This window comes from Yoonia litorea, assembly GCF_900114675.1.
Classification (GTDB): Bacteria; Pseudomonadota; Alphaproteobacteria; order Rhodobacterales; family Rhodobacteraceae; genus Yoonia; species Yoonia litorea.
The window spans coordinates 88521-113156 of record NZ_FOZM01000003.1 but is presented as its reverse complement, the minus strand read 5'-3'; the positions used below and the strand labels follow the sequence as shown (position 1 = coordinate 113156).

The 24636-nt window shown below is 56.2% G+C and carries 20 protein-coding genes; 11 read left to right on the top strand and 9 right to left on the bottom strand.

The window, feature by feature from the left end; translation table 11 throughout:
- Positions 1-6: 6 nt before the first annotated feature.
- Together BM316_RS13685 and BM316_RS13680 are read right to left on the bottom strand one after the other, a co-directional pair.
- On the bottom strand, positions 7-291 hold the full coding sequence (locus BM316_RS13685) for a hypothetical protein (protein ID WP_090209758.1): 285 nt from the start codon (positions 289-291) through the stop codon (positions 7-9).
- A 68-nt stretch (positions 292-359) separates the two neighbouring features.
- Positions 360-608: a hypothetical protein gene (locus tag BM316_RS13680; protein ID WP_090209756.1), complete on the bottom strand. Its 249-nt coding sequence runs from the start codon at positions 606-608 to the stop codon at positions 360-362.
- 429 nt (positions 609-1037) lie between these two features.
- On the opposite strand from BM316_RS13680, the gene BM316_RS13675 reads away from it, so the two are divergent.
- Entirely contained in the window at positions 1038-2582 is a 1545-nt protein-coding gene (locus BM316_RS13675; RefSeq protein ID WP_090209754.1) for a phospholipase D-like domain-containing protein, read from the top strand.
- Here the strand turns inward: BM316_RS13675 and BM316_RS13670 are convergent.
- Positions 2546-3583, bottom strand: coding sequence for an AI-2E family transporter (locus BM316_RS13670; protein WP_090209752.1), 1038 nt, complete (start codon positions 3581-3583; stop codon positions 2546-2548). The two genes, BM316_RS13675 and BM316_RS13670, sit on opposite strands and share 37 nt — an antisense overlap.
- A gap of 203 nt (positions 3584-3786) precedes the next feature.
- Here BM316_RS13670 and BM316_RS13665 point away from each other — a divergent pair, with 203 nt between their 5' ends.
- Both BM316_RS13665 and BM316_RS16745 read left to right on the top strand, forming a co-directional pair.
- A complete protein-coding gene (locus BM316_RS13665; protein ID WP_090209750.1) occupies positions 3787-3987 on the top strand; it encodes a hypothetical protein in 201 nt (66 codons plus the stop codon).
- Between the two features lie 84 nt (positions 3988-4071).
- Positions 4072-4233 carry a hypothetical protein gene (locus tag BM316_RS16745; RefSeq protein WP_165606603.1) on the top strand — a complete coding sequence of 54 codons (162 nt, stop codon included), beginning with the start codon at positions 4072-4074 and terminating at the stop codon, positions 4231-4233.
- A gap of 87 nt (positions 4234-4320) precedes the next feature.
- Here BM316_RS16745 and BM316_RS13655 read toward each other — a convergent pair whose 3' ends face one another.
- Both BM316_RS13655 and BM316_RS13650 read right to left on the bottom strand, forming a co-directional pair.
- The gene (locus BM316_RS13655; RefSeq protein ID WP_090209746.1) at positions 4321-4725 is read right to left on the bottom strand and encodes a SpoIIAA family protein; all 405 of its coding nucleotides are present in this window, start codon (positions 4723-4725) and stop codon (positions 4321-4323) included.
- Positions 4726-4781: 56 nt separating this feature from the next.
- On the bottom strand, positions 4782-5657 hold the full coding sequence (locus BM316_RS13650; RefSeq protein ID WP_090209744.1) for a PRC-barrel domain-containing protein: 876 nt from the start codon (positions 5655-5657) through the stop codon (positions 4782-4784).
- Between the two features lie 176 nt (positions 5658-5833).
- On the opposite strand from BM316_RS13650, the gene BM316_RS13645 reads away from it, so the two are divergent.
- The 4 genes from BM316_RS13645 to BM316_RS13630 all read left to right on the top strand — a co-directional run bounded on the left by BM316_RS13645 (position 5834) and on the right by BM316_RS13630 (position 9871).
- Complete coding sequence (locus BM316_RS13645) at positions 5834-6484, top strand: DUF998 domain-containing protein (RefSeq protein WP_165606602.1); 651 nt, start codon at positions 5834-5836, stop codon at positions 6482-6484.
- A gap of 74 nt (positions 6485-6558) precedes the next feature.
- On the top strand, positions 6559-7176 hold the full coding sequence (locus BM316_RS13640) for an outer membrane protein (RefSeq protein ID WP_242649911.1): 618 nt from the start codon (positions 6559-6561) through the stop codon (positions 7174-7176).
- Between the two features lie 461 nt (positions 7177-7637).
- Positions 7638-9269 (top strand): mechanosensitive ion channel family protein, encoded by a 1632-nt coding sequence (locus BM316_RS13635; RefSeq protein WP_165606601.1) that lies wholly within the window; start codon positions 7638-7640, stop codon positions 9267-9269.
- A 134-nt stretch (positions 9270-9403) separates the two neighbouring features.
- The gene (locus BM316_RS13630) at positions 9404-9871 is read left to right on the top strand and encodes an MgtC/SapB family protein (protein ID WP_207493708.1); all 468 of its coding nucleotides are present in this window, start codon (positions 9404-9406) and stop codon (positions 9869-9871) included.
- Between the two features lie 61 nt (positions 9872-9932).
- Here the strand turns inward: BM316_RS13630 and BM316_RS13625 are convergent, their stop codons facing one another.
- Positions 9933-10748 carry a hypothetical protein gene (locus BM316_RS13625; RefSeq protein ID WP_090209737.1) on the bottom strand — a complete coding sequence of 272 codons (816 nt, stop codon included), beginning with the start codon at positions 10746-10748 and terminating at the stop codon, positions 9933-9935.
- A gap of 77 nt (positions 10749-10825) precedes the next feature.
- On the opposite strand from BM316_RS13625, the gene BM316_RS13620 reads away from it, so the two are divergent.
- Positions 10826-11254: a toxin-activating lysine-acyltransferase gene (locus BM316_RS13620; RefSeq protein ID WP_090209735.1), complete on the top strand. Its 429-nt coding sequence runs from the start codon at positions 10826-10828 to the stop codon at positions 11252-11254.
- 20 nt (positions 11255-11274) lie between these two features.
- Here BM316_RS13620 and BM316_RS13615 read toward each other — a convergent pair whose 3' ends face one another.
- Both BM316_RS13615 and BM316_RS13610 read right to left on the bottom strand, forming a co-directional pair.
- On the bottom strand, positions 11275-17280 hold the full coding sequence (locus BM316_RS13615) for a tandem-95 repeat protein (RefSeq protein WP_090209734.1): 6006 nt from the start codon (positions 17278-17280) through the stop codon (positions 11275-11277).
- Between the two features lie 217 nt (positions 17281-17497).
- A complete protein-coding gene (locus tag BM316_RS13610) occupies positions 17498-18775 on the bottom strand; it encodes a cation:proton antiporter (RefSeq protein WP_165606600.1) in 1278 nt (425 codons plus the stop codon).
- Between the two features lie 314 nt (positions 18776-19089).
- Here BM316_RS13610 and BM316_RS13605 point away from each other — a divergent pair, with 314 nt between their 5' ends.
- A complete protein-coding gene (locus BM316_RS13605; protein ID WP_090209731.1) occupies positions 19090-20622 on the top strand; it encodes a GMC family oxidoreductase in 1533 nt (510 codons plus the stop codon).
- Between the two features lie 79 nt (positions 20623-20701).
- On the opposite strand, the gene BM316_RS13600 is transcribed toward BM316_RS13605, so the two are convergent.
- Complete coding sequence (locus BM316_RS13600) at positions 20702-22294, bottom strand: gamma-glutamyltransferase family protein (protein WP_090209729.1); 1593 nt, start codon at positions 22292-22294, stop codon at positions 20702-20704.
- Positions 22295-22423: 129 nt separating this feature from the next.
- Between BM316_RS13600 and BM316_RS13595 the strand changes: the two genes are divergently transcribed.
- Together BM316_RS13595 and BM316_RS13590 are read left to right on the top strand one after the other, a co-directional pair.
- Positions 22424-23578 carry an acetyl-CoA C-acyltransferase gene (locus tag BM316_RS13595; RefSeq protein WP_090209727.1) on the top strand — a complete coding sequence of 385 codons (1155 nt, stop codon included), beginning with the start codon at positions 22424-22426 and terminating at the stop codon, positions 23576-23578.
- A complete protein-coding gene (locus BM316_RS13590) occupies positions 23487-24635 on the top strand; it encodes an alcohol dehydrogenase family protein (protein WP_311135670.1) in 1149 nt (382 codons plus the stop codon). Before BM316_RS13595 ends, BM316_RS13590 begins: the two co-directional genes overlap by 92 nt.
- The last annotated feature ends 1 nt before the right edge of the window (position 24636 follow it).

Here is a 24636-nt window from a genome sequence, read left to right as displayed (position 1 = left end):
GTCGACTTAGTCGCGATTGCGCAGTGCAATGCCGAGGAGGATGCCAACGCCGACAGCGCCTGCAATCGCAGCGCCCGGGTTTTCGCGCACGAATTTCGTGCCTGCATCTGTCAGCTTACGAAGTTCTTCGCCAGCCTGCTCAGTTGCTTGGCCCACGGTGTCTTGTGCTGCTGCGGCTGAGCCTTTGACGGCTTCAACGCCTTTTTCAACTGTTTCCTGGACGCGTTCTTTCACGCCATCCTTGTCTTTGCCGTTCGGCAAACTTGGATCATGTGCTGTAACTTGTGACATTATGATGTCTCCTTTCGCGAGAGCACCCTCCAACCGGTGGAGAGTGCTCTGTGAAGTTTTATATCCGCTTAGCTGTCGTCAGAAGCGGCTTCTTCAGGGCTTTCGAGTTCAATGGTTGGTACTTCCATCGTGACTTCTTCAGTACCTGTTTCAATGTCGCCAACTTCGGCGTCAAATTCTGGCATGTTGCCGCCTTCGACAGACAGGTCAACTTCAGGCAGGCTGCCTTCTTCTGTTTGGTCGACGTCGACCATATAAACACCAAAACCGATTGCGATTGCAGCGACGATTACTGCTATTACTGGCATGACTTTCATTTCTATTACTCCCTTCATTGAGGTTACGGGGATTCAACGAGCCACAGACCAAGCGGTTCCAGCGAAGGTGTAGAATTGACCCAAAATTCGGCTAATTCACAGAAATGTTTGGGAAATTTATTTGTCAAAGCTCTGTTTCTGCAGCCGCACTGGCCAGTCACCGATCATCGAACACTGAGGAATGAGTGCCGCGAAAGAGTGTCGAATGGGTCGGCGGGTCTGATCCGCAGTCTAATTTTGATAAATCTGTTCCGGATTGGATGGAACGTTCATCCCTATTATGAGTCATCTTTCTATACTGCACGTGCTCACGAGCGCGTGTGGGGGTGTGTGCGCGTTCCGCACATCTATGAGGGGGGAATGTATGACACGGCAGTCTCGCAAGAGCGAGATGGACAGACGCCGCCGGCAGCCAAGTGAGGAAAAGTGATGACAGACGAACAAGAGTTTGAATTACTCGATATCATGCTGACCGCAGAGGAGGCATACCCCTGCCTTGAGCGCGAATTTTTGTCGTCTGAAAACGAAATCGTCGCCGGTTTCCGTATCTTCGATCCCTGGACCAAACTGCGTTCGGATGCTGCGGATCAGGTGGGACCCTACTGGTTTGATCTGATCGTCCATACACTCAATCGCGGTGTGAAGATCGACTTCACACTGACAGATTTTGATCCAGTCGTCCGCATGGGGGAACATCGCTACGCATGGCAGTGCTTCCGCGCGCTCGCGGCCGCGGGTGAGGCATCTGACAACCCTGACCTTTTGACGGTCCGCGTCGCGATGCACCCTGCACGCGTCGGGCTGCTGCCGCGCACGCTGCTGTGGTTCCGCTCAGTCAGCGAAGTGAATGCGCAGATTTCGCGATTGAAGGATGCACATCAGATCTCAGATACCGAATTGCTTCACAGCACACCAAAATTGCCGGAATTGGCGCATAAGAAGGGCGAAACACTTCGCGCAAAGATGTTTCCGCCGCCGCCACTCGTACCGGTGACGCATCATCAGAAACTGGCCGTGTTTGACGCAGAGCGCGTCTTTATCGGCGGGCTTGATGTCAATGATCGCCGGTTTGATACGAAAGAACACCGTCAGCGAAGCGAACAGACATGGCATGACGTGCAGATCTTGGCAAAGGGTCAGGCCGCCGATGAGGCGCGTACCCATCTTTTGACAATCGAAGATGCGGTGCGCGGCAAGAAGGTCCCGCAACCCAAACATCTTTTGCGCACGATCTCGGCGAAGCGTCAGATCGCATTGCCATACCTGTCGCCTCAACGTGTCGTTGACGAAATCGCCCAGGCGCATATTGATGCCGTCAACAAATCCGAGCAACTGATCTATCTTGAGACGCAATTCTTTCGCGATCAGCGAATGGCGGACTGTCTGGCTGCGCGAGCGCAGGCGCAACCGCAGCTTACCGCGATTATTGTCCTGCCAGCGGCGCCAGAAGAAATCGCTTTTAATGGCGAATGGGGGCCAGATGCCAAGTTTGGTGAGCATTTACAGGTGAAGTGTCTGGAAACCATCCAATCCGGATTTGGAGACAGGCTACTGCTGACCAGTCCTGTGCAAAACAGGTCGGCTGACGACGAGGAAGGCCGCGCAAAGCACTTTGGCGCGCCGATCATCTACGTACATGCAAAGGTTTCAATTTTTGATGATACCGCTGCAATCGTCTCGTCTGCCAACCTCAATGGGCGCAGCCTGTATTGGGACACCGAAGCAGGTCTGAAGATGACGAACCGGCGCAACATCGAGAAGTTGCGTCAGCGTTGCTACACGCACTGGCACGGGCCTGCGATTGGCCAGGATTTCCTTGGCATGGATTCAGCATGTGAAACCTGGGCTCAAAGAATTGCAGAGAATGCATCGCTGCCCCCTGAGCAACGTCGCGGTTTCCTTCTGCCTTATAAGATGGAGCCTGCGCGGGACGAAGCTCAGGCCTTGCCGGGCGTCCCTTCTGAAATGGCGTAATCGCTCATTCCCTTCATCACGGTCATGACCCAGATCAGAAGTGGGATCGCGATGATCCCGCCGATTGGGCCCCAAAGCCACAGCCAGAACGCCAGCGACAGAAAGACCAAGAGCGGGTTCACAGCCAGGCTTCTGCCAACAAGAGTTGGTGTCACAAACTGTGCTTCTGTCGCATTCAGCGCGACATAAAGAAAGACCGGCGCAAAGCTAAGGGCACCATCAAAGACGACGATACCTGTGATTGTCAGCGTCGTCGCCAAGAACAATGGCCCGAGATACAGTACGAAATTCAGCACACAGGCGAGCAATCCCCAAAGGATTGGCGACGGCATGCCGATCAGGTGCATCGCAACTGCCACGATACTGCCAAAACCCAAATTGATAGCAGAGATTGTCAAAACATAGCGCGAGACCTGCTTTGCAGCTTTACCGAGATCTTTCTTGCCCAGTGCGGCAACGTTGGCGCTCAGCCAATGGTAGGTCTGGTTGCGCGTCAAAAGGAAGAAGTAGAGCGTGCCTGCAAAAATCAGGAACTGGGCGATGAAACGCGGCGCATAGAACAATGCATCGTAAAGCGTTGGAATGCCCATGCCGCCTTCGTCAGATGACTCGCTTTCACCACCAGAGTCTTCAGGTTCGATTGCGGCGGCGACATCTTCAGAGATTTTTTCCAGACCCTGAAGCATCCGGCGTATTTCAACGAGGGCTTCGCGCAGTTCTGCCTGAATGATCGGAAGCTGTCTGATGGCTTGAGACACATAAGGTTCGATGAAAAAGGCGAGGACCAGAATAAGTGTGAGCGCCAGAGACACGGTCAAAAATGCGCCGAGAGCAGCTGGAAACCGCAAACGATCCCACAATTCGGAAACCGGTGTCAGAACGATCCCCAAGATAAATGCTGAAAGGACGGGTGCCAGCAGCCCTTCTGCTTCACGCAATCCCCAGAGCACCGCGATTGATGCGATCACAAAGAGACAGATCGTTCTGATGGTAAACTGCACGCATCACTCCTTTAGATCACGAACGCTTGATCTGCCCGTGCGGTTCCCGAACACCGCTCGCTTCTATCAAATAGATCAAGCGGGTGGCGTTTCTGCAAAATTTTCTTCCCAAGTCATCCCCTATGCTTAGTTTATTCTGCGCCGCAGGGAACTAACCCTACGCCCCAGAGGTTTGTGCTCATATGCGAGAGGAGATCGCCGCTATGAAAGCTCAGATCAAAGAAGTTTGGTACAACGCCATCGCGGGTGCATTTGAAGGTCGTGTGGATATCGCACGTGACGCCGGCACATTCCGCTATCCTTGTGTCGTTGAAGGTCCTGCCAACATGCCGCGCCAGATGGTGCGCCGCCAGATGGTGGCACAGGCCCGTCAAATGTCCGACAGCCGCGGTGCGCGCTTCTAGCGGATACGAAGTCCGTAAATTGAGCCCGGTGATGCGCTCTCACGCGCCTTGCGCAGGAATTCAAAAGATCGAAAGGAAATGACGATGCATAACCGCAAGTATAAAGTAAAGCACCCGGAACTCTCCGGTTCCGAGCTTCACCACGACCTCAAGAACGAGCCAGGTGAAGACGGCGATCCAAATCACATCGAGGAAGAAACACTTTCCGACAAAGATGGAGACAAGGATCAGGACAGCAAAAGCTAGGCTGACCCGCTCATAATTCTGATACAATTAAAAGGGGATGTGCCAGACGTGGCGCATCCCCTTTTTGCTGTTCTTGCTGAAGGTTAATCAGTCCTCGGTTTCGAGGGGCTCGGCCCCGACAAAAGCCCATGCTTCCGCGATTTGATCTGATGCAAAAGTCGCAGCCTTGACTGGGATGACCTTGTCCATGGTCTTGATCATCTTGGCGGCGGCTTCAGGCGCGCCCACCACAGCATAGCGTTCGACATTACCGAGGGCCCTTAACCGCGACGTAAACACATCTTTGTCCAAGAGCGTGCTTTCGGCCTTGCCAGAAAACGCAGAGAGATCCACGAGCATGTTGATCGAGGGGTGCGCGTCGAACAGTTCATTTACGTGACTTGCAAGCGCGCTGGAATCTTCAGTGTCCAGATCGCCTTTCACCTCAAATGCGAATACGTCATCCTTTGAATTCGGGATCTCGATAACTGCGCCCTGTTTGAACTGTGCCATGTGTCTCTCCTGAAAAAGAAAGGCGGAGCATTTCTGCTCCGCCCGTTGTTTGGATATTAGCCTTGATACTCAGGCTTTGATTCCAACGCTTCGCGTGTCATGTCGATGTAGACGCGCAAGTCGCCGCCATCGGCCATCCGCATGATACGAAGATCGTCCATATCAACGGCGACCGGCTTTTCGCCAAGGCCGAGGAAGCCGCCCACGTCGATGATTGCACGGTCCAGCTCGCCGTCAGCAGTGATCAGCAACTCACCAACTTCGCCAATCTCTTCATCGTTGACGCTAATGACCGGTGCGCCGGTCAGTGCTTCGGTTGTCAGTTCGTCTGGCGTGACTTCCTGCATCTCAGCGTCTGCCATCATGGTGTCTTCAGACATGTCTTCATCGTCCATGGTGCTTGCGACCATGCCACCGTCGTTCATCTCTTCAGTTTCGGTGGTGTCAGACGCCATGGTTTCTTCTGCCATGTCATCGTCTTCATCAAGCGTGTTGGTGGCGAGGTTGTATTCGTAGCTCGGTGCATCCTGCACGCCGACAGCCGTCGCCTCGATCACGAGGAAGAAGTCGTCTGTTTCACCTTCTTCTTCGATAAAGCGCACTTCCTGCATGTTGATGGCGACATCTTTTTCACCAATTCCCAGGAAGCCGCCGACCCCGACGATAAGGGACTGAACGTCACCATCTCGTGTCAGCAGGATTTCATTGATCTCACCAATGTCTTCCCATTCGGTTTCAGCACCAGCTTGGATGAATGTGCCATTCTCGATGCTCTGCTCAGAGGCATAGACACGCATGCCGATCAGCTCAGAGGCGTTCAGGTTGAATTCCGGATCGAATGGTTGGTCAGAGAAGACCTCGCTGTGTGCGTCCGCATGTGCCGCCGTGGCAAGTGCAAGGGCTGCTGCGGTGGTGGTCAGAAGCCGTTTCATAATAATTCCTCCTACGTTGTGAAAACAAATCCGGCTGTGCCGGCTGTGGAGTTCAAACGCAGGGAAGGCTAACCGGTTCCGCCAAGTTTCGTCATCGGAACGGCTGTGATGGTTCAAACGTTATTTGATGGAAACGCAAATTGGAGACTGACGGGCAGATGACTTGGAGCAACGCAATGGAACATCAGACGTTCGAGAAAACGTTTAATGAAGGCTTTACGAAGTTCTTGAGCGGCTACGCTGTTTTCGCGACCTTATTCTTCTTCGCCAGCGTCATCATCGGCGACATCATCGTGCCGAACCATAACTGGATTTCGGATACGATCAGCGACTTGGCGGCGGGGCAGTACTCAATCGTTGTTGACCTTGGTCTCTACATCTTCGCAACAGGATTCCTCGCCGTTGCGATGCTGACGTCACACGGACATCTTGGCGGCCCGCGCTGGAGCGCTGGTACTTTCGCACTCGCCGTCTTGGCACTCATCGTCTTTATGATCGGTTCCAGAGACGAGTATGGCGACAGCGATCAGGATGGCGTTGTGATCCACCGATATCTCGTTTATGCGCTCGGTTTCTTTATGGCTGTGATCCCTTGGCTTTTGTCTGGCGGGGTAAGCCGGATTTCTGGAAAGCATGGCAATTGGCTCATCGGCGTGTCGATTGTGTGGATCATCACTGCACCGATCTTCTTCATGCTGCCCGATGACGTTGATGGCATCTACGAGCGCGCTTTGGGTTTGATTTCATTCACTTTCATCGCGGTCATGGCGCATCTTTACTGGCAACTTGCGACGGGAAAGACACAGTCGTCATACGTTGAGCGCTAATTTTCGCAATGGCTGGAACTGCCACAGGATTTGCGCGTTGGCCGGCCATGATCAACCAAAACGGAGAAAGATCAATGACTATGCGCAAAGCACTCTTGGCATCCGCAATCGCTATGCCAGTAGCATTTGCTGGAACCACAACTTTCGCAGGCGGGATGGCAGAAGCCGTCGTCGTTCCAGCGCCAGTGGTGGCCCCTGTGGCGCCTGTGGCCTCGAACGACTGGACAGGCTTCTATGCAGGTGGTCAGGTTGGCTATGGCCAGTTGGACAACGACGCGCTTGATGATGACACCAACGGTGCACTCTACGGTCTACACGCAGGCTATCTTTACGATCTTGGCAGCTTCGTCGTCGGTGGTGAAATCGACGCGGACGCAACGACCATTGAAAGCGCTTCGCCTGGTGACGGTGTAGAGCTTGATAGTGTTGCACGTGCGAAGTTGCGCTTGGGCTACGATGCTGGCGACTGGATGCCATACGTGGTTGCCGGTGCGATGACAGCAACGACGTCGGGCGCAGTTGATGGCGACGGCACTGGCGGTTTTGCCGGTGTGGGCATTGACTACCAATGGTCCGACAACATGCGGATTGGCTGGGAAGTGCTTCAGCACCAGTTTGAAGACTTCGCTGACACCGATGGTCTGGATATTGACGCGACGACCGCAACACTCCGCGCAAGCTTCAAATTCTAAATATTGAACGAAAGATTGTCTTATGAGCCGGCCCTTGTGGTCGGCTCATTTGCTTTCGAATGCAGAAATTTATTCATTTCCAACAATCTGTTAAGCAGAAATCTAAGTAGTTGTTCTGCAATTCTGAAAAAATATGCAATCCGGCGGGAACCATTCGCACGTAGAAAGGTTTGGACAATGCAATGACCATTGTCCCGGTCGCGGGATTGCTGAGCAATCCATTGAAAACCCGCCGCTTCTCCCCCCCGTGTGCGGCGGGTTTTCTACAACCAAAGATGCGAAATCTCCAAATTCATCGGCACGGCAAGATGCATGATAGATGCAACCACAAACGGTAATCCAGCCGGATGGAACTGCGTGATTTTCCACGCGTTGTCTGTAAAACGACAGGAGAAATCCCAATGATAAAATCGACTGGTAAGCGCGTGTCGCGCACCCAACATTCACGATTCAAGGCGTGCATGACCGCACTCTTTGCGGCTATGGCACTGTTTTTGGTCAGCCCACAGGCCAAGGCGCAAGAGGGCACATTCTTTGAAATTCCAACCTTGAACGAGGCATTGGCTCAGCCGGTTGGCGATCTGGACCTCTCGACGCCGCAGTCTTCCATGGAAGCATTCCTAGAGGCGGCTTCGAACGAAAATTGGGCCGACGCAGCCCATGTCCTGAACCTGAACGACATTGACCCCGTCAATCAGGCCATCGTCGGTTCAGGCCTTGCCGAACAGCTTTATACAGTGCTCGACCGCAAAGTCGTCATCAGTTGGCAGCAATTGCTGGAGCGACCGGACTCGCTCAATACGCAGGCACCATCGGAAAACGTGATGGCAGGTCAGGCACGTAAGAGCCTGCTTCTTGGCGTGCTTGAACTGGACAACCGACCGGTCGTGATCAGGCTCAACCGCGTGAAGCCTGAAGATGGCGATCCGGTGTGGGTTTTCTCCCGTCAGACGGTGCAAAATGTCCCGGCGCTTTTTGACGCCTATGGACCGACCGAATTTGAAAAGGCGCTTCCCGATTGGATGCGTGCGGACAGCGGGCTCGGTCTGAAGTGGTGGGAGCTGCTTGCCATTCCTCTGACAGTTCTTGCAGCCTACGTCTTCTCACGGATCGCGTGGGGTTTGCTGACACGTGCGAGTAAATCGACCGGTAACCGTTCCTGGTTGCCGCTCTCCCAAATTCTGAAAGGGCTGCGCTGGCCGACGACGCTCGTCGTTGTTGGTGCAACGCTTCAAATTGCGACGACACAGATTCTGGTTGTGTCAGGCATCGTAAATAGCATCGTCGATCCGATCGCGATCATCTTCTACGTCGCTGCCGCCATGATATTGGCCGTGAGTCTGATCGACGTTGCTATCGATTTCTTCTTTGCAGTCGATGTCGAAGATCTGTCTGATCCCGACGCCCGCAAAGAGCGCTCACGCGTCACGACGCTTGCCGCGGTCAGGCGCTTGGTCATCGTGTTGGCGGTCATCGTCGGCACAGGATTGGTCCTGTCGACAGCCAATATTTTCCAGACCTTAGGCTTCTCGCTTCTGGCCTCCGCCGGCGCGCTTTCCTTGGTCTTTGGTTTTGCCGCGCGCGATGTGCTCGGCAACCTCTTGGCATCGATGCAGATTTCGATGAACAGGACGGCGCGGATTGGCGACCAGTTGATTTTCAATGACTACCTGGCGACCGTTGAGGACATCACCTTTACGCATATCACCCTTAAGTCCTGGGATTCGAAACGAGTCATCGTACCAGTGAAAACCTTCGTGAACGAAGCGTTTGAGAACTGGTCGATTGGCGGCGATGGCATGACGCGGACAGTGATGCTTGAAGTGGCCCATGACACTGACATCGACGCCTTGGAAGAGGCATTCCGCGACGCCGCGAAAGATGATGACCGTATCGTAGTTGATGATCTTGAGATGGTTGTCGTCGATCAATCGCTGATCAAGTCGGTTGTGAGGCTCGCCATTCCGGTCAAGAAAATCACCGACGGCTGGGCTGTAGAGTGCGGCATGCGAAAGAAAATGATCGCATATTTGCAAGAGAGCCAGGGTTCGCTGATCAAGTCGGTGAATAACCTGACTGTTGAGGCAGCCTAAGCCAGTAAGAAACCAAGAGCGCCGGCATACCCTTGCCGGTGCTCCATTTGACGCTCCTTTTCCCTGACATATCTCATCTTTGTTAGCGGACCCCATGCAACTGGTTCCGCCCTCATTGATGCTAGGAGCCTGCGTTGAACGAACTACTCGCACCGGACGCGTTATCGTGGTCCACAACGATGACCCGTCTTGCGGCCGCAACCTTACTTCCCCTTGCTATTGGACTTGAACGGTTTTTCCGCGAGAAACCAATCGACTTTCGACCCTATGTGGTCATCTCTGTCGTTTCCTGCGCTTTGCTGATCGCGACACAGGATCTTCTTACAGCACAAGTTACGGATGGCGCTCGGATCGACCCTACGCGCGTGATGCAGGGTGTCATCACCGGCATCGGCTTCTTGGGGGCGGGTGCGATGTACCGTGAGGGTGACATCGTCAAAGGCGCTGGCACTGCAGCCAGTGTCTGGAGCGCGGGTGCCATTGGCCTGATTTGCGGGATTGGAGAGATCTGGCTGGCTGTGAGTATCACAGCTGTGATTGTTGTGCTGATGCTCGCGAGTGCACCCTTCACAGACAGATGGGACAACACTGACAGCGAATAAAAAACGGGCGCCTTATGGCGCCCGCGTTTACTCACATCAATATACTCATCAACGCATTAGGTTAGTTGCCCTGCAACACCATGACGCCAGCGGTACCGTCTACGGTGCCAGATGCAGACCCTGCGAATTCTTCACCCGCGCTACCAAAGATACCGCCGGACAGATCCATCGTGTCAGGGGAGCCGTCTACGGAGATGGTACCCGTCACACTCGCACCAGACTGGGCGCCGCTGATGGTGCCTTCGAATGCGGTCAGATCGACATCGCCACTTACGCTGCCGTCACCAAAACCAACGGTGAGTGAGAATGTCCCCTCATCAACATCGCTACTTCCGACAGTCGCGAAATTCGCATTACCGCTATAGGTCGTCGACGCCGAAGGAAGATTTGCGGCATCTGTCACCAGTCCCCGCGTGTAGGCATAAAGCTCGTCAGGTGAGCCCATGCCATCCAGGTCTGTGCCTGTGCCGAGAATTGTCACGATGGATGCATCACCGTTGGCGGATGCCGCTGCGAGGTTTTCGAGACGACCATCATCTGACACTGTATTCAGACCCGACAAGACGTAAGTTTGCCCGTCGATCTCTACCGTTGTGGAACCTGCCTCTGTCACAGAGGAAATGTCCGTCGTGACAGAGCCGGAGCTGTCGATCGCATAACCTGGAACGGCGGTTACAACGTCGTCAGTTGGATCAATGGTCCCGCCGTTGTCGGTTTCGGCTGTGCCGATCACACCACCATTTGTCGCGTCTGCCGTGACCGCACCGCTAAGATAAGCATCGGCGGACGTTGATGGGTCGCTGCCACCATTGTTGCCACCGCATGCCGCCAGACCGGCAATCGCAGTCAGAGCGATGCAATGTCTCGAAAAGTCCATTTTGACCTCCTAAATCCAACTAAACCTATTTAAGAACGCCAAAAAACCGCTTAAGTTCCGCAAAACAGGAGAAAAATATGACCTCTCAGAACGTCAGCTTAAACACAGTGACTGCGCTCTACATGGAGGCATACAATCTCGGTGAAAATGATCGCGCAGCAGCGGAAGAATATCTCGCGCCTTACGTGGACAACGGCCAGGTGGTCATGGGCACGGCCCGTCAGGGGGATGAGGAGAAGCACTTCGGTTTCGCGCTTTGGGCGAAGGTGGATGAAGACACCCATATGGCGCTGAGCAAAGGTGCGCTTGATCCAAAAGTTGCGGGTTACAATGCTTTGAAAAGTGGACCTGCTGCATGGCTGCTTGAGCTCGTCGCGCCGTCATCGCTTGCTGACGCATTCGTCAAATCGACCTGCGCAGCGGTGTTCCCGAACGAGGTCGTCATGGCGCGTCTGAAGGATAAAGACGGCACCGCCCGCTGCATTCAAGTGCAACGGGCGGCGTAGTTTCGTAATCGTTAGTTCGGTTAGAGGATGAAGACATCCGCTGTGACGTCGTCTTTCGACAGATCGTCAAAGATCAATGCATCACCTGTATCACCAAGCTTCACATAGGCTGAGCCGGTGAACGGGTTGTCTTCAACCATGCTGGCAAGATCTTCTGCTGTGAACGAGAAGGCATAGGCCGTCAGATCAATCTGATCTTTGGTCACGTCCAGACCGTAGAGTGTATCTACGCCACCATCTGTTCCAAGAACCAGCGTCGTCGCATCCGTGCCATCGGCGCTGCTTTCAAAGAAGATGAAGTCGTCGGCCGCAGAGCCTTCGATTGTTGTATTACCTTCACCTGAGAAGACGAGGTCCATACCGGAGGATGTCTGGATGGTCTTGTCATTGCTACCACCCTGGATGGCTGCAATCCCGCTTTCCGCACGTGTGGCGTCTTCGGAGATGGCAAGCGTTTCGCCGACGCTGTTGGTGTCAGCAAAATATGCACCTTCCGAGATGATGGTATCGGAACCCGTCGTGCCCGACGCTTCGGTTACAACGTCAGACGTCTGCGACTCCAGTGATCCGTTGACGATGTAGGTATCGCTACCTTCGCCGCCGTTCATCGTATCCTGCGTAAATTCGCCACCGTCACGACCGACAAGCAGGTCATCGCCGGTACCACCGTTCATTGTATCGGCACCTGCGCCGCCCAGCAGCTCATCGTTACCGCCGTTGCCGTTCAGCGTGTCATCACCAGCGCCACCGTTTGCACGGTTGTTGCCATCGGAACCACTGTAAGTGTCATTCCCAGAGGTCGAACCACCTGTTGTGGAATCCCAGCCACCGTCACCTTCGATGTTGCCACCGTTCGTTGTCGTGCCACCGGTAGTGCCACTGTCGGTGTTGTCCAACGTCGTGTTTGACGTCCCGTTTCCGGGCTCGCTGCCCTGATTGGTCACATCAATGATCACACGAGCCTCTGCACTTTCGGCCACGCCGTCTGTCGCAAAGTAGGTGAACTCATCCTGACCGGTGAACCCAGTGTTGGAGGTGTACTGGAAGCTACCGTCGGCGTTCAAAGTGACTGTGCCATTGGCCGGACCTGTGCCGAGAATTGCCTCAAGGCGCTCACCATCCGCGTCGCGGTCGTTGAAGAGCACACCTTCAGAGGACACAACACTCATCGTGTCGCCTGTGTAAGCGAGGTAACGATCAAGGAATGGTTCTGGCTCGTCATTTGCAACCGGTGCATCATTGACAGGTGCAAAGTTGATTTCGACCAAGCCACGATCCGTCAAACCTTCGTCAGACAGGTTGTAGACGAAGCTCGCCGTGCCGTTGAAGTTCTCATCAGGACGGAAGAAGATGTTTGCATCTTCAAGCGATACCGTACCACCAATGGCACCAAACACACTATCCAGCTGGATCGGGTTCGGACCATTGTCCGGATCGCTGTCGTTAGACAGAACGTCAGCCGTCTTGATAATCAGTACTTCATCTTCGGTACCTTCAAAGAAGTCGTCAGTGGCGATTGGTGCCTGATTTGGCGTCTCGCCGACTGGCGTCACGGGAATGTCGATATCGACACGCACCGCTTCGGTGCTGTTGGATGTCCCGTCATTCACGAAGTAGGTGAAGAAATCAGTACCTTCGTAGTCGGTGTTTGGCGTGTATTCAAAGCTGCCATCTGCGTTCAGCACCAGCGTACCATTGCTCACGTCCTGATCCAGAACGGCAGTCAGCGTATCGCCATCGATATCGGTATCATTGACCAGGATCGACTCGTCGGCTTCGGTCACGAGTGTTGTGTTCGACTGAACCTTGAACCCGTCTTCACTACCAACCGGCAGATCGTTCACATTCTCGACCGTGACGCGGACGATACCTTCGTCTGCAGGGGAGAGCCCTTCCTGAGCAACCTCAACAGTGTAGAGCAACTCGAATGTGCCGTAGAAATTCTCTGGCATCTGAACTTCGATCACGCGGTCTTCTGGGTTTGCTGTGATCGGACCAGTGTCGCCGCGCACGCTGTTGATTGTCAGCAGCGAACGGTCACCACCGTATTCGTCATTGGCCAGCAGATCGTCGATGTTGATCAGGATGGTTCCGCCTTCCTGGAAGGTCAGCTGATCATCATTGGCAATCGGTGTTGCAGCATCAGAGTTTGTCGCTGTCACAAGGCCACTGGCCAAGTTGGCGTCAGATACTTCGATGGACACGGTCGTTGCTGTGCTGTCCAAGGCACCATCGCTTGCCAGATAGGTGAAGGTATCTGTGCCGACAAAGCCAGCATCTGCTGTATATTCAAAGCTGCCGTCAGCATTGAAGGTCAACGTGCCGTTCATCGGTCCTGCATCAAGGATCGCTTCGAGCGATGCATTCTGCGGATCAAAATCGTTCGCAAGAACACCGTTCGCCGCAGAAATCGAAAGCGCGCCATCGGTGCTGTAAGTGTCTTCCACACTGCGTGGTGCAGTGTTTACTTCAGCAAGTTTCTGATCATCGGACGTCCCGGCATCACGACCGGCAGCAGCGCCCTCTTGGATATAGTGCAATGTTGCCTCCACTGGTTGACCTTCAAACCTGGACACGAGATCCGGATTTGCTTCGAGATAACTTTCGGCAGAGAAGCCTGTCAGCGGGTCTCCGCGCTCAGCACCCTTGGTGGCATAGGTGGCAGCGGCGAGGTCGATCAATTGTGCCTGCGTCAACTGCCCCAAATCGTAGCGCTCAAACTCGCTGATGTTCGTGGCGATGTATGTCAGTCCGTCGAACTGTTCGACGTCAGCGGCTTCGATGACACCGTCACCCGTGTTAAAGCGCTCCACGCTGACATAGACGTCTTTCTGTGCGCCACCGTCTGACAGAACGTAGATCAGACCTGTCGTGTCAGAATAGATGCGATCGTATTCGTTGCCGATAAACGCGGTGTCTGTTCCAGCGTTGCCATCAACAAAATCGTTGCCGGCACCGCCAATGACGAAGTCATTGCCCTCACCGCCAGCCACGTTGTCGTCGCCCTCACCGGCAGAAAGGAAGTCGTCGCCAAGTCCACCGTCAAGACGGTCACCGGACTTGCCACCTGACAAATCATCGTTACCAGCACCGCCCATCAGCATATCAATGCCATCGGTACCCGCGATCTTGTCGTTATCCATGCCGCCTTCTTTGGCTTCACCGAACATGCCGTCAAAGCTTTTGGAGGCCACAGAAGTTGCTGCCTGAGCATCGGCGTAAAGTCCGCCCGCCGCAGTCGCTGCGCCTGCTGCTGCAACACCATAACCAGCTTCTGCTTCTGCTTCTGCTTCGACTTCTGTTTCAGATTCGAAGCGGCTGTCAGGCCCTTCGGGCTCTTCGTCCGCGTCGCCAAGACCACTGCCTCCCTGACCAATGACGGCCAGATCGAACAGGAATGCGGCTTCGGCTTCCGTCAGTTCGCGAGTATCAATGCGAACTTCGACGATTGCTTCGTAAAGCCCTTCGGCTTCGAGTTCTGCTTCGTTGTCGATCCCGCCAATCATGGAAAGACCGGCAACGGCTACAGCAACAGCAACACCGCCACCCTCTGGGTCCCAAGCACGGGCGTAGGCATATACCTCACCGGCCATGCCATCTTCAGGCAATTCGATGATGATTTCGACGTTTGCACCCGATGCAGCAGCAGCCGCCGCTGCGTTTGTAGTCGCGCCGGTCAGCACATCGCTTTCGATGCCCAGCGCACCGGCAGCACCCGCCGCAGCTGCAGCAGCACCCGCGCCGATACCAACTTCGGCTTCAGCTTCCGCCTCAGTCTCGATCTCAAGGATCAAATCCGCAGGGTTGACCGGAGAAACGACGATGTCGCCAAACTCACCCAGTGGCTCTGGTCCGGGTGCATCACGGTCAGCAAAACCATTTGCGTCGTTGTCGAACACTTTGGTCGCGACTGAGGTTGCAGTTGCACCTTCAGATGTTGTGCCAACTGCACTGTTACCCGCAACAGCCGTATTGGCACCTGCACCTGCGGCAGCAGAGTTGTAACCGACTTCAACCTCAACTTCGGCTTCCGCTTCGGTTTCGCGCTCAACTTCGATACTTTCGACCGATGTAACAACTTCCGTACCGGGTTCAGAAAGAACTTCACGCTCGCGGGTCGGGTCATCGACGATCTCTGGGCGTTCTTCGACGGACTGAATGCCGGAATTGAACGTATCTGGACGTGTCGTCAGTGTGCCAGACAGAGCAATCGTGCTGAGCGTTGTGGAGTCGCCCAGCGCGCTGCCGTCGGCAACGCCGGAGGCCGTCGGCAAAGCACCTGAGAGGTCTGCTTCTGCCTCAGCTTCTGCTTCAGCCTCAGCTTCGGCAGGCGGCACGATCAGGTTGCCATCTGCATCCATGCGCTCGAAGACGCGATCTTCGACAGTTGAGAAATCATTGTCGCCACGCAAAGTTGCCGTTTCGACAACGTCATTGCGACCACGTTGATCACCATTGTCATCAGTCGTCGATGTCGCAGCAGTTGCGGAGGAACTCACGAGCGTTGTCGCATTGACACCGGTCGCACCCGCGCCACCGGTCGCGATGGCAGCAACTGCCGCAGAGTTGTTGCCCACTTCGGCTTCAACTTCGACTTCGGACTCTGCTTCCGCTTCTGCTTCGTTCTGGCCGTAATTCTCTGGGACGCTGGTGTCGCGAGGCTGCGCGACAACCGATTCAGCTGGTGCCGGATCTTCCAGAGACGGGCTATCAGTTGGGTTCAGAGCGTTAAAGAGCGTGCCGCTTGTGGGGAACGTCGCGCGGGAAGCGGCCGTCAAATCGGCTGAATTCAGCGCTTCAAACAAGGTATTTGGCGCTTCTGTCACAGTCGACGTGGAAACCGAGGTCCGGACCGCCGTTTCCGTATCAACCGAACTGAAATCGCCAGCGACAGATACTGCAGAACCGCCAGCGACGCCTGCAGCGGCTACGCCGGTGCCAGCTTCAGCTTCTGCTTCTGCTTCGGATTCAACCTCAACCTCCGACTCCGCGTCAGCTTGGCGCAAACCAGTGGCGTTGGGATCGACCAAGTCAGTGATACCGGGACCATCTGAGTCTACAGATGTCTCAGACGCGTCGGCGGTGCTGTCGTCGGAATCGTTGTTGTCGGTGTAGGCGATTTCGCCAAGATTGTCGGAAACGCTTGTTGCGGTGCTCGAAGCAATGTCAATCGAAGATGATGTTTCTCCGGCGGCGGCGCGTGGCGCCCCTGTGTCGTCGACGAAAATCGTAGTTCCGACTGAGGCAGTCGCGGCAGAAGCACCAGCGGCGGCGACAGCGGCGCCGTCACGGATTTCCACCTCAACCTCTGCTTCAACCTCGGCTTCAGCTTCCGCTTCGGAGCTGACAATGGTCACATCAGCTGTGACCGGCGCGGCGGTACCAGTCGTGTCTTCGTTGGTATCACCTCCGACGCCGCGCACTCCGGCACCATCTTGGCCGGTTGTATCAAGCATCCCCGCCTGTGTGCGCTCATCCTCACCGATCAGGCTCATATCGAGCGATCCGGAAACAGCAGTCGATGTCAGCGCATTTGCGCCATATGCCGCAGCACTGGCGGCAGAAACTGTCGATGCAGCCACAGCGTCAAAATCAGCTTCAGCTTCGACTTCGGTCTCAGCTTCCGCCTCTGCCTCGGCCTGTGTCTCAAACTCTGAGTCAATCTCCTGACCCTCAACAGAACCGCCACCGTCTGCGGTCGCTGTTCCGCCAACCAATGAAACATCGACGGTCTCGCGGCGCAGCTCGTTTCCGTCGGCGTCAAGTTCAACTGCAACAATTGTCAGGGGGCCATTCGGCTGGGTCGCAAGCGCTTCGCCATCGCTGCCATTCGACAAGAGGTAGGGTGGATTCTGGACTGTTCCGATTTCAGTCCCATTCAGGAAGTAGCGAACAGACACCGTGTCATTCAAGGATGGTTCGTAAGCGACGGCAAAGTTGCCGAGGTCGTCTTTCGAGAGGGTCGAACCGCTTCCGAAGTCGTTGATCAGTTCACCCGTGTCAGCATTCACAATTTGAAAAGTCATCTTCTTACCCTGCGCCAGTTGAATTTGCTGAACCCAAACGCAGCGTTTTTTGAATCGTTCCCCTAAGTTGTGAAATTTCCTGTCAGACCTTCAGTAGCAAGCGATTGAAAATACCCGATTCTCTTGAATTCGGGACGCGTTTCTGCCTCCCTGAAGTGGCCAACAGCGAGCATAAAGTTGGCTTCCCGGCACATGTTAGAGCAAAGAAATCAGGGCCTCACGAGCCTTGTTTTGCAGGCTCGCGGCTACGCTCTGACACTTGGCTCATGGCGATCGGAGCGAGGACACCATGCACGATGATTGAGATTAATACGGCGACAATCGCGATCCGCCATACCGTATCGATATCGGCAAACTGCGCATGGCTTGCGCCATAGGCGATGTAGAACAGGCTTCCCATTCCGCGGATGCCAAAGAAGGCGATCGTGACCTTTTCCAGATGCGTGCCTCGCGTCAAAAAGAGCGCGACCCAACCGGCCGCTGGCCTGATCACGAAGATCAAAAGAAGCGCGACGATAACTTCGATGAAGCGCAAACCTTCGAGTCCACCTGCCGCGGCAAAACTGCCAAGCCATAGCAACAGGACTGCCAGAAGGATCTTCTCAAATTGCTCGCCGGCTGCATGCGGCTTGAGTACATAATCCTCGGCGTCAGTCCGATGCCCGACCCAGCGCCCTACACGCGCTGCAACGAACACGGCGAGAAAACCGTAACCGTCAACGGCCTCGGTCACGCCATATACGAAGAAGGTCGAGCCGAGGAACAGCAAGCCTGCATTGTGGCCGCCGGTCGCAAGATCGCCATAGCTCCCAAGCGAGTATTTCCCGATCAGCCACCCCACGATCACAGCGAGAACCATTGCAGACGAGATACGCCAAAGCACATCGCGCAAGACCCAGTCGCGCAGCACATGACCTGTCAGCACGTTCCCCGCTTCGACTACGACAATCGCAAGCCAGATAAAGGGGAAAGCAAGCGCGTCATTCAGACCCGACTCGGTCGTGAGCGACAGACGCACATCGTCTTCGCCGCCTTCTGTCGGACCGCCAACCTGCACGTCTCTTGCAAGCACCGGGTCGGTCGGCGCCATCGCGCCTCCCAAAAGGATTGCAGCGCCGAGGCCCAGACCCGCCCACTGGCCCAGCAAGAACATTGCCAGAATGGTCAGCGGCATCGTGACCGCCAAAAGCATCCATGCATGCTGCCACGTCTCGCGTCCGGCGCGGGTATCGACAGCCAAGCCCGCCGTTGCTAATGCAACAATGACAATGATTTCAGTTGCGTGCTCGACAATTGCCAGATGGGTCTCCGATCCACGGGGGTCGATGATCGGCCAGCCCAGTGGCGACAGCGCCAAAAGCACGCCAGCTGACACGTAGATCATCGGCACGCTGATTAGCCGCTTGCCACATACAAGCGGCAAAAACGTCAGGCCGACAAAGGCCAGCCCTGCAACTGCGAAGAGCAGATCTCTGAGATCAAGTGTCTCTAACAATGGCGTCGTCCTACAAACATCTGCGTAGGAAACGGCTATCGCGTGTCTTGGTTCCCAACAGCACAGTTGTGCAAGGCCGGCAGGCCATGCTGCGACTTTGAGACATGGCCGGAACGTAACGGGTCGGTTGCTCCGGTTTCTACACTCGGTGAAGGTAGTTCAGGGTGCCGGCGCGGAGGACATATGGTGACCTCTACCAAAAATGCTATGTATTTCTGCCCCGCCAATAGCGCCCTTTCCGAATAGGCGTTTGTTGCAAGCGCGGTTGGCCGCGATATGATCCGGCGCTGAAGGTACTATGCAGGGTCACAGGCGTGGAATTTGATTTCGTCATTATCGGTGCCGGCTCTGCAGGCTGCGCAGTCGCAAAAGGTTTGTCAGATGCGAACGTGGGCACAATTTGTGTGCTGGAAGCGGGTCCGACTGATGCTGTGCCACAAGTCAAGGTACCGTTCGGATTACTTTACACGATGGGAAGCCGCCGAGATTGGCGCTTTCAGTCGGCCGCACAAGCAAGCGCCGGGATGCGTCGTATGAAGGTCAGCCGTGGGCGGATGATCGGCGGATCGAGCTCGATCAACTCGATGGTCTGGTTTCGTGGCCGGATGGACGACTATGCCAATTGGGACCTGCCCGGTTGGGATCATGTATCAGTTCAAGACAACTTTGAGGAAGTCGAAGCAGCAATCCAGCCACAGCGCCTGCCTGATCCGCATCCCATATCCGAGGCGTTCGGGCGAACACTGGGATCTAACGGTTTGGCAACACCCACGCCCGAGCGCGAAAGCGCAGGCGTCTTTCATACCAATATGCGGCATGGCAGGCGCTGGTCGGCGGCTGATGCGTTCTTGCGTCCCGCGCAAAGGTCCGGAAACTGCGAGGTTCTTCCCGGCGCGAATGTCGACCGGATCGCATTTGAGGAAAACCGTGCCAGAACTGTTGTCCTGACGGATGGGCGCAAGATCAGTGCACGGCGCGGAATCGTGCTGAGTGCCGGCAGCATTGGATCACCGGCAATTTTGATGCGGTCAGGTGTCGGACCAACCGGCCACTTGCAAGAGCAAGGCATCAATGTCCTGTGCGATGCCCGGGGTGTCGGTCAAAACTTGCATGACCACCCCGCCGTTGGCGTCCACCATGTCGGGCCAAATTCAGGCTACGGGCTGACCGCCAAGCAGATGCCTGCGTGGATGTTGTCGCCGATCCAATGGCTTTTGATGCGCAAAGGAAGAATGACGTCCAATTTCGTCGAAGCCGGTGCGTTTTTCAGGGCGGCCCCGGTCGGGCCAGACGGCGATGATCGACCTGATGTGCAGACCCACTTTATTCCCTATATGATGGGCTATCGTGGCAAGGCGATTACCACCGGTTCGGGTTTCTTTGCTGATGTCTGCGTGTGCCGTCCGGTCTCTCGCGGGAGGCTAACGCTTTCGTCAAAAGATCCGCATGACGCGCCAAACATCGATCTGGGTGTCCTGAGCGATCCAGCCGATCTTTCTGTTCTGGTTGCAGGGTTCAAGAGGCTGCGCACAATCATCGCGACTGCACCGTTTGGAGACTACCAAGCGCCGGAGGCCCACCCCGCCGAAGCGGTACAGACCGATGACGAGATTGAGGATTATGTCCGCAACAACTGTGGTACCGCCTATCACCCAGTGGGCACACTTGCGATGGGCGTGGGTTCTGAACCAGTCGCACCTGACATGAAGGTGAAGCAGGTCGAAGGGCTTTGGGCTGCTGATGCCTCGGTCATGCCAAAGATTACGTCGGCAAACACAAATGCGCCAAGTATGATGATCGGCCACCGCGCTGCCAAATTTATCTGTCGTGAAATTGGGCGCGGTTAGAAATGCGGAACCTTTTTTGGGCTAGCAAAATTCGGGCAGGTGTCCGCCTCGCGGTGCACAATAACACCTGCCCCGATACCTAATAGCCCAGTGCACAGCCGTCCTTGCGGTGGTCACTGCCAGCTTCCAGCACGCCGTTGTCGTGGATCTTAATCGCCTGTGAACCGCCAATCGCAATCTCGGGCGTTACCACCTTGTGTCCGCGTCCAGCCAGATCGGAGCGGACGTCGTCGCTATAGCCGCGCTCCAGACGCAACTCGCCCTCGACGGCAAAACTGCGTGGGGCGTCCATCGCCTCTTGTGGTCCAAGACCGAAATCCGTGACGTTACTGACAAACCGTGCGTGACCCGTGGCCTGATAAGCACCACCCATCACACCGAATGGCATGTAGGGCTTCCCGTCTTTCTTCAGCAGGCCAGGGATGATCGTATGCATCGGACGCTTGCCGCCAGCGGCTTCGTTCGGGTGGCCCTCAGCCAGACTGAAGCCCGCACCACGGTTCTGAAAGAGAATGCCGAATTTGTCAGATGCGAGGCCCGATCCGAAGGAGTGGAAGATCGAATAGATCAGCGACACGGTCATGCGGTCCTTGTCGACCACGGTGATATAGATCGTGTCCTTATGCACCTCTTCCACCGGCAAGGCGGCAGGGGGCAGGACGCTGTCCATCTTGATCAGCGCGGCGAGTTTCTCAGCCGTTTCGGGCGCCATCATGTAGTCAGCGCGCGTGCAGTGATCGGCATCCGCGATAAAGCGGTTGCGGGCGTCATAGGCGAGCTTGGTCGCCTCAGCCTCGATATGCGCGCGGTCGGCGCCCCACGGGTCCATGTCGGCAATGTCGAAATGTTTGAGGATATTTAGCAGCAGGATCGCGGTCGCCCCCTGCCCGTTCGGCGGATGCTCGCAAAGCTCCAGCCCGCCATATCCGCCAGAGATAGGATCGGTGTAGGTGCTGGTGTGGTTTGCAAAATCGTCGAGCGTATGGACGCCGCCAGCAGCATTCAGCGAATTGACCATGTCTTCGGCTACTTCGCCTTCGTAGAAACCAGCACGGCCTTCGGTTGCGATACGTCTCAGCACCTCGGCTTGCGCCGGGGCAGCGAACATCTCGCCCTGCTGGTACGGTTGCCCGTCCTTGAGGTAGAGATCGCGCGCGATGCCTTGCAGACCGCCTTCTTCCCCGCGCTGTTCGGCCAGCACCCAATCGAAGGCCACGCGTGGCGCGACGGGGATACCGGCTTCGGCATAATGGATCGTCGGCGCAAGGACAGCCTTGAGGCCCAGCTTTCCCCAATCCTTGGAGAGCGTGCAGAAAGCGTCGATGGCCCCAGGCACCGTCACGGGTGTTGCCCCGTAAATCGGCATCTTGGTCATACCCTGATCGCGCAGGGCGGCAGCGTCGAAACCGGCGGGCGCACGACCCGACCCGTTCATCCCGATCACGCGATCCTCACCCGGGGGCGTGATCAACACAAAGCAATCCCCGCCGATGCCTGTCATCTGTGGCTCGGCAATCCCAAGCAGGACCGCACCAGCGATTGCAGCGTCCATCGCGTTGCCACCCGCCTCAAGCATCTGGATCGCCACCTTCGCTGCAAGTGGATGGGAAGTTGCACAGAGCCCATTATTGGCAAGTACAGACGAACGCCCGGGCATATGAAAATCGCGCATGATGGAGACCCTTCTTTGTATTCGCCCGAAATCTAGCGCTGCACTGCCCGACTGCAACGTCAATCTTGGGGGGTTTTCCTGTCCGATACGCAAGCGTAGTTTTAACGCGACAAAAGGTGAGGATTTGCGATGGCCGACGTTTTTATCACTGGCGCTGCCCGCACACCGATGGGCGGCTTTCAGGGAATCTTTTCAGATGTGGATGCGCCGACACTTGGCGGCGTGGCAATTAAGGCGGCTTTGGCCAAGGCAGGCGCGCCCGCGGTGGACGAGCTTCTGATGGGCTGTGTTCTGCCCGCGGGACAAGGGCAGGCCCCTGCACGACAAGCGGGTTTCAACGCAGGATTAGGCGAGGACATTCCTGCCACCACACTCAACAAGATGTGCGGCTCAGGCATGAAAGCAGCTATGATCGCCTTTGACCAGATCGCCTTGGGTGCGGCACAGACGGTCGTCGCAGGCGGGATGGAGAGTATGTCGAACGCACCCTACCTTTTGCCCAAGATGCGCGGCGGGGCGCGGATCGGGCACCAAAAAGTGCAGGACAGCATGTTCCTTGACGGGCTCGAGGACGCCTATGACAAAGGCCGGCTGATGGGGACTTTCGCCGAAGACTGTGCCGAAAAGTACCAGTTCACCCGCGAGGCGCAGGATCAATATGCGATCGGCTCGCTCGACAACGCTCTGGAGGCCGAGCGCACTGGGGCCTTCAAGGACGAGATCGTCTCGGTCACCGTCCATTCGTGCAGTGGCGAGGATATCTATTCCGTCGATGAACAACCCGGACGCGCGCATCCCGAGAAGATCCCGATGCTCAAGCCTGCCTTCCGCAAGAATGGGACGGTTACAGCTGCAAATGCGTCGAGCATCTCGGACGGTGCGGCGGCGCTGGTGCTGTCGTCTGACGGATCAAATGCCCGCGCCCGTATCTTGGGCCATACCACACATGCGCAGGCTCCCGGATGGTTCACGACAGCACCTGTCGGGGCGACCCGCAAACTGCTGGACCGCCTAGGGTGGACCGTCGGCAGTGTTGATCTGTGGGAAGTGAACGAAGCCTTTGCCGTGGTTCCGATGGCATTCATGGCCGAGTTGGGCGTGCCGCGCGACAGTGTGAACGTCAACGGCGGGGCCTGTGCGTTGGGTCATCCGATTGGCGCGTCGGGTGCACGGATCATGGTGACTTTGCTCAATGCGCTGGAAAAACGCGACCTCAAACGCGGGGTGGCTGCCATTTGCATTGGCGGCGGCGAGGGCACGGCCATCGCGATCGAGCGCGTCTGACATGCCGGAAACGATGTATGGCGTGGCCCTCATGGGCCACGGCGGGCCGGAGTGTCTGGAATGGCGCGAAGACCTGCCCAAGCCTGAACCGAAGGCAGGCGAAGTGCTGATCGCAGTCGCGGCAGCAGGTGTGAACAACACCGATATCAACCTGCGCGTCGGCTGGTACTCGAAGGGCGACAATGACGCCGAGGATGCGGGCTGGGCAGGTGATGCGCTGACGTTTCCGCATATTCAGGGCATCGACGTTTGCGGGCGGATCGTGGCCGTTGGTGCGGGCGTTGATCCGGCGCGGATCGGTGAACGCGTCTTGGTGGAACCTTGCATGATCGAGGCAGGCGGCGCGATGCGCGATCCGCCTTGGTTCCTAGGCTCTGATTGTGACGGCGGATTTGCGCAATTCTGCGCTGTGGCCGCGCGCCACGCCTATCCGGTTGAGAGCACCCTAAGCGATATCGAACTCGCGTCTTTCCCCTGCTCCTATTCAACGGCAGAGAATCTTTTGACCCGTGCCCGACTGACGGCGGGCGAAACGGTGCTGGTGACGGGTGCCTCCGGTGGTGTCGGCTCAGCGGTGGTGCAACTGGCCAAGGCACGCGGTGCGCGGGTGATTGCGCTCACCAGTGCGGCAAAGATGAACGACCTGCGCGCCATTGGTGCGGATCAGTGCATTGATCGCAATGCGGACCTGCTGGCCGAACTCGGCAAGGACGCCGTGGAAGTCGTCGTTGATCTGGTCGCGGGCGCAGGCTTTCCGGCGCTGCTGGAGGTCCTAAAACGCCATGGCCGCTATGCCACCTCGGGCGCTGTCGGCGGGCCGATAGTAGAGCTGGACGTGCGGACGCTCTACCTCAAGGACCTGCAATTCTACGGTGGCACGGCGTTGGAGCCAGAGGTCTTTGGCAATCTGGTGCGGCTGATCGAAAAGGGCGAGATCAAGCCGCTGGTTGCGGCGACCTTTGGTTTGCGCGATATCGGCGCGGCACAGGCGGCCTTTGCTGACAAAAGCTATACCGGCAAGATCGTCCTGGACGTTGCCAACCCGACCGGAGACTGAC